Source organism: Parasutterella sp. (genome assembly GCF_057870745.1).
In genome coordinates, this window is the sequence record NZ_DBMALT010000017.1 from 41334 (window position 1) to 56430 (window position 15097).

Sequence of the window (15097 nt, forward strand, 5' to 3'; positions counted from 1 at the left end):
CCGATTAAGGTTTAAGTTTTTGAATGAATTCAATTAACGCTTCGAATGCTTCTGAAAGGTAGATGTCTTTCTTTCTGCCATCACCTTTGAGGAGTTTGTAGTAATCGCTGAGTTCTTCTTTGAGAGCCTTAGATAAATCAGCAGCTTTTCTTACGCTTTCCTCTGAGACACCCTGCCAAAGCAGTGCGTCATCCGAGGCATTCATTCCAAGTGCGTGCTTGCAGTGACACTCAAATAACCTCAAGAACGCTTTAAGCGGTTCGCCGCCATGGTTCTGAATAATCGAAGAGTAAGAAATGACGAAATGATCTGTGTCTGAACTTTCGTTAAAGATGAGTAAATCGTAGGGTTCCCCGGCTTCGGTCCAAATAATTTGGCGCAATACTTCTCGGTTTTGTTCCGACGCAGAGCAAAAGACGCCGAGCTTGACGCGCAAGGACTCATCTTCCGTTTTCCAAAGGAAGAGATCCGTTTTGTCTGTGAGCCGATTGACGAAGCTAGAAACTGCAGTCGGAACTCGATAATCAAGTCCCGCCGAGAGGGGTTTTAAAGTCTCAGTCTCCTCAAATTGTTTCCTTGCGGCGTGAGCGTCGGCAACCTCTGAGGTTTCAAAACTGAGAACCGCACGTCGGACACTTTCAATGCCGTACTTCGGATTAAGGTTCAGAAGATTGAGCGCCTCTTGATCAGAGAAGTTATTCTCAAGCAAAGAAAGAAATTTTCGGCTGACCTCTGAGTGCATAAGCTTGTCGTCCTTAGAAGGGACGATCATTCTTTCGTCGGCTTCGAAATCTGATGATTCAAGCTTGAGCAGCGTTGCCGTCCATTCGTTGTAAGAGGTCAGGAACTTTATGAGGAAATTAACCTGCAGTTCGCGGAGCACCGGGTGCTGCATCGTTTTGGGAAGTTTCTCAGCAGGAATCTCGGTGTTGGCAAACATCGGTTCCTTGGCGCCCGGGTTCCTATAGGCATGTTCGATTGAATCGAGGACGTCTTTCCGAGGGCTCTTCCAGAACAAGTTGTTTTCTCGTTTGTCTAGAGATTTTGCTTCCTCTAAGAAATTTCTCATGGAGAAGCGATTCAAAGGAACCTTAGTCACGATGCTCTTCCAAAGCTCGTCTGCCTTTTCCTGAGCAGTACCGTCCTCCATTCCTACGTTCATGGCATGAGAAAGGAAGTAATTCTTGAAATTATCAATGACGAGCGACGGATTATTTTCGCTTTGCGGTTTCGTTCCGATGGTGTAGGAAATCAAGAGGTTTTCTCGAGCGCTGAGGAGTGTGTCAAGAAAGACGGCGTTATTGTCCTTTCTTGCGTCTCGGTCGCCGCGGCGGCGGTGATCCTTAGTTAAGTCAAATTCTTCAAACTTAGGAGTTCCCGGGAACCCGCTTTTCTCATCGAAGCCCAGGCAGCAGATGACTTTGTAAGGAATGCCTCTAGCCAGCGAGATGGATGTAAAGGTCATGGTTCCGGAGCTCGGCACTTCGCGTTTAGTTTTAGAGAGTTCGCTTCTCAGCTCGCTCAATACAACATCGAAGCTGACCGGTTTTTCGGTGTTTCCGAAAGCGGCAGCCATACCTTCGCAGACTGTCTCGATGATTTGCGTGAAGTTGTACGACTCCTCAGGATCACAGTTGTTTCCGAAGAAACGTTCTTTCATACCTAGCAGCGCTTCTCTCCAGGCTTCTGCGGGAAGTGCAAATTCGGAAGCGAGCAGTACACGACGCTGATCGGCAAGGTTCAGGTAAAGCTGAGAAACAGCTTGGAGCAAGCGGCCCGAGCCGTCGGAAACGACATCAAAACCGGCTTCTTCATCTCCGCGAATGGGCAGGACATTCTTGAAAGGCAATGGAGAGGCCTCATCAAGAAAGAATCCGAGAGAAAGCCGTTCCATGGCGTCCTGAAAGGACGTGTCTTCGTCAGTGAAATTCAGCGCCGCGAGCTGTTCATGATCGATTCCGACAGAGTATCCCGCAGAATAAAGCCAAGTCTGAATGACAGAGATGTCGTCTAAGGACAGGTCCCACTGCTGTTGTACGGGGAGTTTCTCCAGCCAATCAAAGAATTCTCTGGCTGAGAAATCGGACATCAAGAGTTTGCCCAAGCCCACAAACGCATCTGCAAGCGCATTCTGTTTTTCTTCGCTGAGACCGATGATCTTCCAAGGGATATAAAGATCTTTCGGCAGTGATGCCATGACGCCTTCAATGATAGGAGCTGCCTTTTCGATGTCCGGAACTACGACCAAAACATCGGAAGGTTTTAGGCCGCGTTTTTTATCTGTGAGCCAATTCTGGAGAATGTCGATGGTGGCTTCGACTTCTCGGACAAAAGAGGGCGCCTTGAGAATGCGAAGACTGACATCTTTCTCGTCAGGCTCAATGGGCAGCAGCGTGCTGTCCATTCTAAGAATGGAGTTTTGAAAGCTATGCAGAAACGACTTGGAGGGATACTCCAGATATGCGGAAGCTGTCTCGGCACTAACCTTGGTTTTTATTTCTTCTTCGGAATGGTCGAAAGTTTTTTCTGAGGTTACAAATTCCCGAGACCCCGGCTGTTTGACGAATGCCTTTTGACGGTTCTGTTTGTCTTTATCAGAGATATCCGTTTCGATTGCCGAAGCTTCTTCCTCGGAAAAAAGGAAGCTGTCCAATCGGTCAATAGCGGCTCTCGTGCTTGCTGCATTTGTCAACAGATAGTTCAGGCAGCTGTTGTCGACTTTGAAATTCTCGGACCAGTCGAACTGCGCTTTCGGAACGGACTCAAACCAGTACTCGGCGCACGGATTAAGAATGTACAGATTAAGCTCTGCAGGAGAATCTTCATAAGCTCGAATCAGAGGCAGTAAGTTAGGCGGAATCGAGAACGGCAGAAAAAGATGAATCGGAAGACTGTTCTCAACCGGTTTGTTCTTCCGGATTCGCTCAATAGTATTTTCAAGCCACCCGAAGATTTTTCCTTCGCTTTCTGCGCCGGTCTGTTCGATTAATTCTTGCCAAAGACGCTTTTGCCACAAAAAGTCAGCGTTTTTCTTCAATCGCTCTTCTTCTGCCTTTGCATTTGGTACCGGAAGCGGGTGTACCTTATGGTTGAATTTGAATTTCTCTAAAGCCCACTGTTGCAGCCAGTCAAAGCGATAGGAACCGTAAGTAATGAAAACTGTGTTCAGATGACGGGCAAATTCCAACACACCGACGGGGTCCAACGTCTGAATGTATTCATAAAGACGCTTTTCTTCTTCAGGGAAAGCCTTTTTGTTTTGCTTTTGACGCAGGATCTCGTAAAAAGTCCAGTCCATGACCTGAGATGTTTCAGCGTTGGAGAGAGACTGTCCGAGAACTTTGAACATCCAGCTGGCTACGTTAGAGAATTCAATCCCCGGAGTGGCTCCGAAGTGATCCGCGAAGAAGCGGTTGAGGTTGTCCTCGACCATCGGCGTCGGGACGATAACCTTGATTTGCTCAAAAAAGGAGGCATTACTGTTTCGCAGGTCCTCCAGATTAAAACCGATTTTTGTGGCAAGAACCGTTCGAAGAACTTCGAACGAGTTCGAGTAAAAAGTAGAAATCACTGAGGACCCTCCTAAAAGGAAAAGCCGACGTTTTAGTTTAGTTGTGTGGCGCTGAGTCAGGCTTTTTTCAGCGGCGGGACACGTACACAGAAGGTGTAGGCGTAGTCGCCGATAGCATCGAGTTTGTAGCGGGCCCCGCGCAGAAGCACATAGAAGACACCGTCCTTGTCGACTAAGAAGTTGGGGTGTACTTCAAGATCGTTTTTCTGAGCGTAATTTTTAAAGTCTTCCTTGGATTCTTCGATTGTTTTTCCGGGCGTCACATAAACACCGACTAAGAAATGGTCCTCGAAGTAATCGTTGGGAATATCCAAGCGGTCATAGATAGAGACGGCTTCAATACTTTCAATGGTTCGAATCTGTTTTCCGACGAGTGTGTCTGAGACAACTTTTTCCAGTTTGCCGGGAATGGCCTGGATGTCCTGTCTCTTTCCGACGCAGACGAGCGCAACGGTAATTTCTCCGTCTTCAGTATCGCAGCTTGAAGTGTCGCGCGGGAAGCACTGAACCTGACGTACGCCGACGCAGTCCAATCCCATGACAAGCAAAAACTCCTCAGGGAAGTAAATCTGAGAAGCAAAGGACGGGTGCATCGTGATCGTGATTTGAGCCTTATTGTCAGGGCAGGCAGAAGCTTCCAAATCTTGAACGTCGTTCCAGGCCTGACGCGCTTGTTCGCTCAATGTCTTGACGTTCTCTTCAAAATCGTAGGGAAGAACGGACAAGTCCAGCTGCACCTGACGCTCGGACAAGTTGTAAGAACTAATATTGGTCGTCATCGAATAAAAATCCCAAATCTTTATGTTTTCTATCGAGCCCGAAATGGCTGTATGCGCGCGGTGTCGCCACGCGTCCCCTTGGTGTCCTCTGAACAAAACCTTCTTTGATCAGATAAGGCTCGACCATATCTTGAAGCGTATCAGACTCCTCACCGACAGCGGAAGCCAGGTTTTCGATACCGACGGGACCGCCTTGGAATTTTTCAATGATCGCAAGCAGGAATTGGCAGTCGAGGCTGTCTAAGCCGATCGGATCGACTTCTAGCATGGTAAGGGCGTCTTTTGCGATTTGTTCGGACAATTGACCCTGATGACGGACTTCGGAAAAGTCGCGAATACGTCGAAGCAATCTGTTTGCGATTCGAGGTGTACCGCGGGAGCGGCGTGCAATCTCACCGGCTGCGCCTTTATCTGCCGGCATATTTAGCAGGTGCATGGAGCGCAGCACAATGGTTGTCAGGTCTTCAGGCGAGTAGTACTGAAGCTGGGCACGAATACCGAAACGATCCTGCAGCGGTTTGGTCAATGAACCTGCACGTGTCGTGGCACCCACAAGCGTGAAATGCGGAAGATCGATTTTGATCGAACGGGCAGCAGGGCCTTCGCCGATCATGATGTCGAGCTTGAAGTCCTCTAAGGCCGGATAAAGAATTTCTTCGACGACCGGCGAGAGACGATGGATTTCGTCAATGAAGAGAACATCATGCGGCTCCAAACTTGTAAGCATGGCAGCCAAGTCCCCGGCCTTTTCTAAAACAGGGCCCGACGTTTGACGAAGCTTGACGCCGAGTTCGTTGGCGATGATGTTTGCCAGTGTCGTTTTACCTAAGCCCGGAGGGCCGAAGAGCAAAACGTGATCCAGAGCTTCTCCGCGATTGCGTGCAGCCGTGATGAACAGATCTAACTGCTCACGAATACCGTCTTGGCCGGCATAGTCTTTGAGACGTGTCGGACGAAGGGCCTTGTCGATGACTTCTTCTTTTTCTTTTCTTTCAGAGGAAAGAATCGAATTGCTGTCCGCCATGGATTAACCTTTCTGAGCAAGTTGACGCAGACAGAGACGAATGCCTTCGGAGGCGTCGGCATCTGCAGGGACGTTTTTCGCAGCGCCGCGAGCTTCGCGTTCGCTGAAACCCAACGCAACCAAAGCCTGGATGACCTCTGTCTGAACGGATGAAACCGTGGGCGCAGAAGTGACGACCATCTTGTCCTTCAGCTCAAGAACGAGACGTTCGGCCGTTTTCTTACCGATGCCGGGAACCATCGTCAAAAGTCCGATTTCATTATTGGCAATGGCGTTTCCGATATCTTCTGCAGACATAGAGGAGAGCATGGCGAGCGAAATTCTTGGACCGATGCCGCTCACTTTCAGAAGCTGCCGGAACACTGATTTTTCCTGAGAAGTTAAAAAGCCGTAAAGCAGCTGCGCATCTTCACGAACGATCATGACGGTTTCCAGAAACACTTCTTCGCCGATGTTCGGAAGATTGTAGAAAGTGGACATCGGGACATCGATCTCGTAGCCTAGTCCGCCGCACTCAACAACAACTTGCGGAGGATTTTTTTGAAGAATTTTTCCTCGAATGGTTGCAATCATTAGTTAGACCTTTCCTTCATAACGTTTCGTCCACTCGTTTCTTGAGCGGCGAGCACTTGAGCCTCTGCGGGATACACCGGTTCCGCTGCTGCCGGCCTTGGTTCCGAGTGTCGGTACGAGGCCGAGCAGGATACTGGAGCTGCCGTAGCAGATCGCGGTTGCCAGAGCATCCGACTCGTCCGGACTGAAGCGCGTGTCCTCAAGCTTCAGATGCCTTAGAACCATTTGCTGCACTTGATCTTTGTCAGCGGCGCCGTAGCCGGTTACGGATTTTTTAATCTCGCGAGTGCTGATTTCTTTGCATAGGATAGAGTGACATGCGACAGCACACATCGCAGCGCCTCTTGCGTGTGACAGCAGCATGCTGGACTGGGCATTCGTATTCAAGAAAGTTTTTTCAATCGAAGCGACATTCGGATGATGCTCCTCGATCAAAGCCGACAAGGACTTAAAAATGAATCCCAGTCTGTCGGAAAGTTCGCCTGCGGGTACATTCAAAACACCAGAGGCGACATAGGTGAAATGACCGGGCACAAAATCTACAAGGCCGTAGCCGGTGTGATTAAGCCCCGGGTCAATTCCGAGAATACGAACAGCCTTTTGGCTCACTAGAAGCCTCCGCCCATGCCGCCCATACCCGGGAAGCGGCCGCTAAGGCTTCTGAAAGCGCGCATCATTTTGCCCATGCCGCCTTTTTTCATCATCTTCATCATTTCGCGGCTCTGCTCAAACTGTTTGAGCAGACGATTGACTTCCTGAACGGTAGTGCCGGCGCCGGCAGCGATTCTGCGCTTGCGGCTTGCTTTGATGATTTCGGGTTTTCTGCGTTCATGCGGTGTCATCGAATTAATGATGGCTTCAGTACGGGCGAGCTGTTTCTTAGCCTGTTCGTCGTCAACCTGGCCGGCAGCTTGGGCGAACTGTGCCGGGAGTTTCTCAATTAAGGAAGAGAAACTGCCCAGGTTTTTGACCTGAGCGAGCTGATCCTTGAAGTCTTCGAGTGTGAAATCGTCGCCCTTACGCATTTTTTCAGCGAACTTCTGGGCTTTTTCGATATCCACGTTCTTGCGGACTTCATCGACAAGAGAAACGATGTCGCCCATGCCGAGGATTCGTCCGGCCATGGCCTGCGGATCAAAACGCTGGAAACCGTTGAGTTTTTCACCAACGCCCATAAATTTGATGGGCTTACCGGTGACCATGCGAACGGAAAGCGCTGCACCACCTCTGGAGTCGCCGTCGACCTTAGTCAGAATCACGCCGGTTAGCGGAAGTTTTTCGCCGAAGGCTTTCGCGGTGTTGACTGCGTCCTGACCGACCATGGCGTCGACCACGAAGAAGGTTTCGATCGGATTTAAGAATTTTTCCAGATCGCTGACCTCATTCATCATCTGCTCGTCGATCGCTAAGCGACCGGCCGTATCGACGATGAGCACGTCGTAGTAATGAAGCTTTGCGTATTCGAGGGCCTTGCGGGCAATATCGAGCGGTTTTTCGTTCGGAGTACTCGGGAAGAAGTCAATGTTGGCCTGCTGAGAAACTGTTTGCAGCTGATCAATAGCGGCAGGACGGTACACGTCGGCGGAAACTGTCAGAACTTTTTTCTTCTTTTCTTCTTTGAGCCATTTACCGAGCTTGCCGGCGGTCGTCGTTTTACCGGCACCTTGAAGGCCGGCTAACAGGATGATTGCGGGAGGCTGGGTAGCGAGGTTGATCTCGCGAACATTTTCAGGATCCTCTCCGCCGATAACTTTTGTTAATTCGTCGTGAACAATGCCGACCAATGCCTGGCCCGGAGTCAGGCTTGTCTGAACTTCGGTTCCGAGGGCTTTTTCTTTAATTCTTGCAATGAGATCTTTGACCACGGGAATGGCAACGTCTGCCTCGAGGAGGGCAATACGAATTTCACGCAGCATGTCCTGCATGTTGGATTCGGTCAGACGAGCTTGTCCGCGAATGGTTTTGACGACTTTGGTAAGACGCTGAGTAAGAGAATCGAGCATTACATTAATTCAAAGGAAAGAGTTAAGTCATACAATACGATCAACTATATAAAAAAGAGTCGTAACGATGACATTGAATGCCATATTTTACGTTTTTGCGGCCGTATTGTATTTAGCCGCAGCCTTCGGAATTTACAAAACGTTGCAAGAGCCTGAACCTACGGAGAAATTCTGGATTCGCCCCCTGATTTGCGCAGGTCTTATGATCCAGGCTTACCTGATTTACGAGGCTTTGTTCCTGTACGGGACTCCGCACTTTGGAATGGCGCTAGCGCTGACGATTACGCTGTTCACCTGCACGTTCCTGCTGCTCTTGGAAAGTTTCTTCTCTAAGATCGGCGCCATGCTGGTTTTTGTTCTGCCGCTTTCTGCGGTTAGCATGCTTTTACCGCTTCTGCTGCCTGGTTCTCCCTTAGCGCCGGAAACCGCGAGCGGCCCTTTCAGACTGCATCTGCTTCTGGCGATTCTTGCGTACAGCGTGATGACGATGGCGCTTATCCAAGGACTGCTTTTAATGGCCGTTCATAAGAGAGTCCGCGCCAAGGACTTTGTTACTCACGAGGGCGCAAAGCACGTCAATATTTTGGACAACATGCCTTCCATGATGGAAATGGAGAAAATCCTTTTCCGTTTGATCTGGGTCGGGTTCATTGTTCTGACCGCTGCGATTCTGTTCGGTGCTGTCTATTCTCAGGAACTTTTCGGCCAAGCCTTCCGTTTTGACCACAAGACTGTCACCACCTGCATGGCCTGGGTCATCTTCGGAATCCTGCTTCTCGGACATCATCTCAGAGGCTGGAGAGGAAAGTTTGCCGCTCTTTGGACCGTTATCGGCTTCTGCGTTCTGATGGTTTCTTATATCGGCGTTCGCTTTGTTATGGAAGTTGTTCCGGGAGCCTAAGTCATGTCCAGGATCATTTTCTTTGTTCTTATCGTTGCCGTTATTTACTTTGCCTGGCGTTCCATGCGCTTAAAGCAGATTCAGCTTGAAAAGCGCCTGGATAAACAGGAAAAAGCCAATCTTGCGGAACACAAAAACGATATGCCGGGCGAAAAGATGGTTTCGTGCGCGAACTGCGGCTTGTATGTTCCGATCAGTGAAGCTGTATACAGCAATGGGAAGTACTATTGCTGCCGCCAGCACGCAATGAAAGGCCCGAAGGCGCACTGATGCGAATTTTTCCTAACGGCTGGTGTGACGAAGCGGCAATTCGGCCTTCCGAGCATTTCAACGAGCGGCCGGAAGGCGAAGAGATTTCTCTTCTGGTGATACACAACATCAGTTTGCCAGCCGGTCAGTTCGGAACCGGAGATGTCGACGCGCTTTTCTGCGGAACGCTTGACTGCTGCAAGCATCCGTCCTACCAAGATTTAGAAGGACTGCGCGTTTCTTCACACTTCTTTATTGATCGGAGTGGACGCCTGTTCCAGTACGTTTCCTGTTTGGACCGTGCCTGGCATGCCGGCGTTTCCTCTTACGAGGGCCGTGAGAACTGCAATGACTTCTCGATCGGCGTGGAATTGGAAGGTACAGATTCAGCGCCCTATGAGCAGGCGCAATATGAAACGCTCGGGCGCCTCACCGATGCACTTGCCGAAGCTTATCCTATCAAATACGTCACGGGCCATTCCATGATCGCACCGCTTCGCAAGACGGATCCGGGCCCTGCTTTCGACTGGCTTACGTATGAGAGTCTCTGCAAGACCGGTAAGCCGTTGTGTTTTCCTTACGTCTAAACGTCTAATTGAGCGGTTCAGGCCAAAATTCTGCATTGTTGACCGCCGCCTCATTTAGAATGATTAACAACAAAACAAGTAAAACGAGAGGATCAGAAAGTGTCCGCGATTTTTTTATTAACCCTTAGACTTCTTTGCACGGTTTTCGCGTGCCTGCTCTTGTTAAGAGCTTATTTAAAGTTTTTGCGTGCTCCCGGAAACGATCCGATCACTTCTTTCGCCTATACCACGACGCAGTGGGCTGTCGGTTCGGTCTCTAAATTCATTCCGAGAACGCCGACCATTGACTGGCCTTCAATTTTTGTCTGCTACTTAGTCGCCGTCATTTATCAGTTCTTCCACTGGCTGATGGGCTCGGGGGCCGGGGGATTTTTCCCATTTTTCTTTGATTCCGCCGTTCTGGTGGTGTACTGGGCCATTGAACTTGCAATGTTTGCCGCATTGCTTTTCTGCATTCTCTCTTGGGTAAACCAAACAAGCGCTCTTTACCGTACGCTGAGTTATCTCTGCTACCCCTTCCTGGCACCGATTAAGAAATTTATTCCGGTTTGGAAGAACATTGATTTTTCTGCGATCGTCTTCTTCTTGGTTGCCAATATTGTTTTAGCGCTGCTCGCTCCCTTGACTTAATTTCTGTTGATGACTGTTCTGTCCGCTGTTTGATGTTCTATGGAGACAGTCACCGACAAAAGCTAAATTCCCGTTCAGATTACAGAAGGCTCTGGGCGGGAATTTTGTTTTGGCTGGGGTCGGAAGGACGCTCTTCCAATTTCCCCTCTATAACAGAGTTGTTTTTCGAGACATTTGTATGTTGTCCAATGACAGCAAAGAGCTTCAAGCCGTCTCTCTAAAAAGCATCTCCAGTGGCTCGATGATGGGCCGAAAGAGCTTTAAAGAGAAAACAACGGTTTGCAGTCGCGGGCTTTTTAATTGATGAGTTGGAGATGCTGAATCCGGAAATTCTCAGCCAGGAATAGTCTGGCAGAAGGCCCAGTGTTTCTAAGCAACCTAAACGAAACGGCCTTCACTTTTTAGGCGAAGGCCGTAATTTTAGGAGTGAGTAACTACTGACTTACTCTTGATTTTGAGCTTGTAGGTTACTCGGGATCTGACCTTTGTCGTTGCTGAAGACTCTGTAGGCTTCAATGAACAGAGCTGCAGACAGAACAGCCAGACCGGCGGAGATGCCGACGATCAGCCAGTTCTTGCCGAGGTTGGCGTAGATCAGCTGACCAAGAGAGCAGAAGGTGACGGCAAACATGAAGTACATCGGGATCGTGACCATGAATGTCTTTCTGTTTTCTTTTCTGAGCCATGCGGCGATAGCGAGCAGAGACAGAGCGGCAAGCATCTGGTTTGCAGTACCGAAAATCGGCCAAATCGTGAGGTAAGAACCGACGGACATGTACCAGGCCAGAGCGATCGTGATCGCCGTTGCGACGTAACGGTTGCCGAGGAAAGCAGCGATGGGCTGTTCCTTACCGTCGTTGCGGCTTTCGACAGGACGTGTAACCAGTTCTTGGAAGATGAAGCGGCCGAGACGGGTTGCGGTGTCAAGAGTAGTGAGCGCAAAGGCGGAAATCGTCAGAGCAACGAACTCCTTAGACAGATTGAAATCAAGACCCAGCGCTGTCATGAAGGTTGCAGTGCCTTGAGAGAAGGCGTTGACCGGGCCGCCGGCTTTCAGGAGAGCCGGCAGTTTGTCAGCAGCAACGTAAGCGACGGAAATGATGGCGCAGATTGCCAGGAGGCCTTCAATCAGCATGGAGCCGTAGCCGATGAGCTTGGCGTTCTTTTCGTTATCAAGCTGCTTGGAGCTGGTACCGGAGCTAACCAGAGAATGGAAGCCGGAAATCGCACCGCAGGCAACAGTAACGAACAGAACCGGGAAGAGCCACTGACCGTGCCCGAGATCAAAGCCTACAAACGGAGAAATCTCCATGGTCGGTTGATAGAAGCAGATGCCGAGGAAGGCGGCAATGATCATCAGATAAAGTAGGAAGGAGTTCAGGTAGTCGCGAGGCTGCAGAAGAATCCAAACCGGTGCGATGGAGGCAACAAAGATGTAGCCCATCATGATCAGGAGCCACATGTCTTTAGAAAGGACGATCGGGAAGATATGACCGATGTAGAAAGCGGTAGCCATGCCGATGAGGCCCAGGACTGTACCGAGGAAAAGAGACATGCCGGTACGGTAGACGAGCAGGCCGAAAGCGACAGCAAGCAGAATGAAGAGCAGGGAGGATGTGCCGGCGCCGGGGTTGGCCACGAAAGTAGCAGCAACGATGTTGGCGAAGGCTGCAATCACAACCAGCAATGTAATCCAGGCAAAGATGGCGAAGAGAATCTTGGCTCTTTCACCGATGTTGGCTTCGATAATTTGGCCGATACTCTTGCCTTTATGGCGCAAAGAAGCCACCAAAGAACCGTAGTCATGCACGCCGCCGAAGAAGACGCTGCCGACGATAATCCACAGTGTGACGGGAACCCATCCGAAAACAGCAGCGGTAATCGGTCCGACGATCGGGCCGGCGCCTGCAATTGAAGAGAAGTGGTGTCCGAGGAGAACAGCCGGTTTTGTCGGAAGGTAGTCAATGCCGTCCTTCTGAGTTTCTGCCGGTGTTTTGCGTTTCGGGTCGATGCCCCATTGCTTGGCAAGCCAGGAGCCGTAAACGACATAGGCGATCAGAAAGATGACCGCCGAGCCGATAAGTAAGGTAAAACCGTTCATTTCTATTCCTAGTGTTTGAGATAAATTAGATAAAGCTTTTAGTCAGACTTCTTGGGGAATCCGAAGTTTCTAACAGTCCTTTTGCCGAACGAATTGGAATAAACCTTTTCGTTTTTGAGATCGACCAAAATGATGGCTAGATCGGCCCAACCGCGAAGAGAAAACCAAAAGTCTTTATGAAACTTTTTGGCAGACGCCGTCTCAACAATCTTCGGGTCAATTTCCTCTTCGGAAATCAACGCCGCAGTGAAAATTGAGGACATATGCTTTTCGTCCGTCGGCAGTTCCGAAATCAGTCTTTTGAACTGTTCGAAAACGGCTTCGATGTCTGTTTCCTTGATTTTGTCAGTACAGCCATAAAGCCCAACATACTCGTCATTGTTCACTGTGTATAACGAGATGCTTTTAGAGAGGAAGTACTTTTCCGAAGTTCGATTGTGTACTGCCCAAAGCGCCGGCTGAGGATTGAGTCCTTGAGGCGCTTCTTTGAAATCGAAAGCTGCGGTGAGTCGATCCCTCATCAAAGTTAAATATTCAGATGTATTCATTGGTTATCCGTAAAAATGCCTGCGGTTCGCCGAGAACACGCGCTGAACATGAACTTATTTTAGAGAGAAAAAAGCGCTGATTTTCGGAGAAGAGACAGAAAAAACCCGATATTTAGAGGTAAGACTATCAGGCAAAGGAAGGAAATTACCCGTCTTGGCAAGAAGATGAACTCAGAAGTTTTCATGCTCAATGTTGGATTTTTGCCTAAAGCTTTTACCGCCATCGGGTTATAAAAGAGGTACCAACTTCTTCGCAACCTTTTTAAGGACTGATTATGAAACGTTTGGTTTTGATTGCCTCCCTCCTGGGTTTTGCCGTATGCATGAATCCGGCTATCGCAAAAGACACTTCCGAACATCTCACCGCTCAGCAAAATAAGATGTCTTACTGCAGCAAGGAAGCCGCTGCTAAAGATCTCCATGGCGACAAGCGTAAAGAATTCATGAAGGAATGCCTGTCCAAGAAAGTTGATGACGGGAAAAAGAAACTGACCAAACAGCAGGAAAAAATGGTCAAGTGCAGCAAGGAGGCTAAAGAAAAAGCTCTGAAAGGTGAGCTTCGCAAGAAATTTATGTCTGACTGCCTGAAGAATTAATTACAGGACTGTCGGAAGCTCGGCCGTATAGAGGGGTGTTAGTTCAGTCCCCTGAGATTTTGCGTTTCTAGATCTTCATTATTTTAAAAATCCTAAATAAAACATAAAGTTAATGTTGAAATTGAGGGTTTTTTGTGCTAAACTAGATCATTATATATGGAGATCTATCAATGACAAATCCCAAGCTTCCTCCGATTCTGATCAATAAGGCCGGTTCTGTTTATTACGTTTACACGTATAAAAACGTTTGGGATAGAGAACTCAAGCGGAGCAAAAGAGGCGAATCCAAAAAGATTGGGACAATCCTCGGCGGACAAAAGGACGGAAAAATTCGTTTTGATGAGGCTTTCCTTCAGGATCATCCTGAATTTCGGAACCATCAGGTTGAGAGGAAAGGAAAAGATTATGTCTTTACGCAGATCTCCGAAGAAGGCATCACTCTTGAACAGGCTCGCAACATAAAGAAGCTTCACGCCGGTGCTACTTGGGCTTTAGATCAGATTGTTGCCGATTCTCCTGTCGGGGAGTTCTTAAAGGAGTGCTTCCCAAGGAACAAAGACTATAAAAAGATCCTTTCCTTGGCGTACTTTTTAATCCTTAATCAGAACAACAACGTTAGCTTCTATGAAAGCTTTGCAGAGACGACAAGGCTGCCGTATCCGCGGCCGCTGAGCCCTTCAGCGGTAACTCGCCTCTTCCAGAAGATAGAGCTGCGCGATGCCCAGCGTTATTTCTTGCTGATGCGCAGCTATCTTCAAGGAGATGAAGACAATAAGATCATTCTTGCTTTGGACTCCACCTCAATCTCTTCTTACTCCAAGAACTTAACCCACATTGAATACGGCAAAAATAAAGACGATGATGCTCTGCCTCAATTAAACGTTCTCTTCTTGGTAGACCAGAAGTCCGGACTTCCGATTTTTTATCGCTTTTATGACGGAAATGTTCCTGATGTCAGCACCATTCGTCATACGATTGGCGATCAAGCACTTCTAAATATGAAGAACGTCGTTCTGGTTGCTGACAAAGGCTACAACAGCGTCAAGAACATCAACGACTGTCTGATCAATAAAGTTGAGTTCATCTTTAATGTCCGTCCGGGGACTAAAGGCTGTCTGGCCAGAGAGCTTATCGATGAACACAGGAAAGAGTTTGCAGACCTCAACAGCGGCGATCCTTACACCAGGAAGAACATCGCCACAGCAAAGGTGAATTGGAAATACGATCCGCGGCCGGTAGATGGAAAACCGGCATCAAACTCTGCGACAGCCGAGCTTTATTACCACATGTTCTACGATCCGGTTATCTATCAGGAAGCGGCCAATAAGCTCACGCAATCGCTTCTCACGATTAAAAAGAAACTCATCGAAGAGGAAGCTCTCACCGAACAAGAAGAAGAGCTGAAAGAAAAATTCTTCCGGAACGATAAAGAAAAAGGCTTGGTTATTGTTAACCGCCGGGTAGACGAATACTTGAAGTACAAGGGATTTAGGGTCTTAGTCTCAGACTCGGAGAAGGATCCGGTTAAGGCCTGG

The 15097-nt window shown here is 48.8% G+C and carries 14 protein-coding genes; 6 read left to right on the forward strand and 8 right to left on the reverse strand.

Going from position 1 to position 15097, the window contains the following annotated elements; genetic code table 11:
- Positions 1 to 4: 4 nt before the first annotated feature.
- The 6 genes from ACZND6_RS06220 to ffh are packed head-to-tail and all read right to left on the reverse strand — an operon-like array spanning position 5 to position 7950.
- The gene (locus ACZND6_RS06220) at positions 5 to 3571 is read right to left on the reverse strand and encodes an exodeoxyribonuclease V subunit gamma (RefSeq protein ID WP_418572046.1); all 3567 of its coding nucleotides are present in this window, start codon (positions 3569 to 3571) and stop codon (positions 5 to 7) included.
- A 56-nt stretch (positions 3572 to 3627) separates the two neighbouring features.
- Complete coding sequence (locus tag ACZND6_RS06225) at positions 3628 to 4350, reverse strand: hypothetical protein (protein ID WP_008812142.1); 723 nt, start codon at positions 4348 to 4350, stop codon at positions 3628 to 3630.
- Positions 4334 to 5374 (reverse strand): Holliday junction branch migration DNA helicase RuvB, encoded by a 1041-nt coding sequence (gene ruvB / locus ACZND6_RS06230; RefSeq protein ID WP_008812141.1) that lies wholly within the window; start codon positions 5372 to 5374, stop codon positions 4334 to 4336. Before ruvB ends, ACZND6_RS06225 begins: the two co-directional genes overlap by 17 nt.
- A 3-nt stretch (positions 5375 to 5377) precedes the next feature.
- Positions 5378 to 5947 (reverse strand): Holliday junction branch migration protein RuvA, encoded by a 570-nt coding sequence (gene ruvA / locus ACZND6_RS06235; RefSeq protein WP_008812140.1) that lies wholly within the window; start codon positions 5945 to 5947, stop codon positions 5378 to 5380.
- A 3-nt stretch (positions 5948 to 5950) separates the two neighbouring features.
- Entirely contained in the window at positions 5951 to 6556 is a 606-nt protein-coding gene (ruvC, locus tag ACZND6_RS06240; RefSeq protein WP_008812139.1) for a crossover junction endodeoxyribonuclease RuvC, read from the reverse strand.
- Positions 6556 to 7950 (reverse strand): signal recognition particle protein, encoded by a 1395-nt coding sequence (ffh, locus tag ACZND6_RS06245; RefSeq protein WP_008812138.1) that lies wholly within the window; start codon positions 7948 to 7950, stop codon positions 6556 to 6558. Before ffh ends, ruvC begins: the two co-directional genes overlap by 1 nt.
- Before the next feature lie 67 nt (positions 7951 to 8017).
- Between ffh and ACZND6_RS06250 the strand changes: the two genes are divergently transcribed.
- The 4 genes from ACZND6_RS06250 to ACZND6_RS06265 all read left to right on the forward strand — a co-directional run bounded on the left by ACZND6_RS06250 (position 8018) and on the right by ACZND6_RS06265 (position 10317).
- Positions 8018 to 8851, forward strand: coding sequence for a cytochrome C assembly family protein (locus ACZND6_RS06250; RefSeq protein WP_008864352.1), 834 nt, complete (start codon positions 8018 to 8020; stop codon positions 8849 to 8851).
- A gap of 3 nt (positions 8852 to 8854) precedes the next feature.
- Positions 8855 to 9121 (forward strand): PP0621 family protein, encoded by a 267-nt coding sequence (locus ACZND6_RS06255; protein ID WP_008812136.1) that lies wholly within the window; start codon positions 8855 to 8857, stop codon positions 9119 to 9121.
- Positions 9121 to 9687, forward strand: a complete 567-nt coding sequence (gene ampD / locus ACZND6_RS06260; protein WP_008812135.1) for a 1,6-anhydro-N-acetylmuramyl-L-alanine amidase AmpD — start codon at positions 9121 to 9123, stop codon at positions 9685 to 9687. The genes ACZND6_RS06255 and ampD overlap by 1 nt, the downstream gene beginning before the upstream one ends.
- A 99-nt stretch (positions 9688 to 9786) precedes the next feature.
- Complete coding sequence (locus ACZND6_RS06265; protein WP_278851169.1) at positions 9787 to 10317, forward strand: YggT family protein; 531 nt, start codon at positions 9787 to 9789, stop codon at positions 10315 to 10317.
- 442 nt (positions 10318 to 10759) lie between these two features.
- On the opposite strand, the gene ACZND6_RS06270 is transcribed toward ACZND6_RS06265, so the two are convergent.
- Positions 10760 to 12418, reverse strand: coding sequence for a carbon starvation CstA family protein (locus ACZND6_RS06270; RefSeq protein WP_300876133.1), 1659 nt, complete (start codon positions 12416 to 12418; stop codon positions 10760 to 10762).
- Positions 12419 to 12456: 38 nt separating this feature from the next.
- Positions 12457 to 12966 carry a DUF8052 family protein gene (locus tag ACZND6_RS06275; protein WP_300876136.1) on the reverse strand — a complete coding sequence of 170 codons (510 nt, stop codon included), beginning with the start codon at positions 12964 to 12966 and terminating at the stop codon, positions 12457 to 12459.
- A 275-nt stretch (positions 12967 to 13241) separates the two neighbouring features.
- On the opposite strand from ACZND6_RS06275, the gene ACZND6_RS06280 reads away from it, so the two are divergent.
- Positions 13242 to 13562, forward strand: a complete 321-nt coding sequence (locus ACZND6_RS06280; protein ID WP_022099547.1) for a PsiF family protein — start codon at positions 13242 to 13244, stop codon at positions 13560 to 13562.
- 170 nt (positions 13563 to 13732) lie between these two features.
- Positions 13733 to 15097: IS1634 family transposase (locus ACZND6_RS06285; protein ID WP_489524479.1), on the forward strand; the 1365-nt coding region annotated here is incomplete at its 3' end.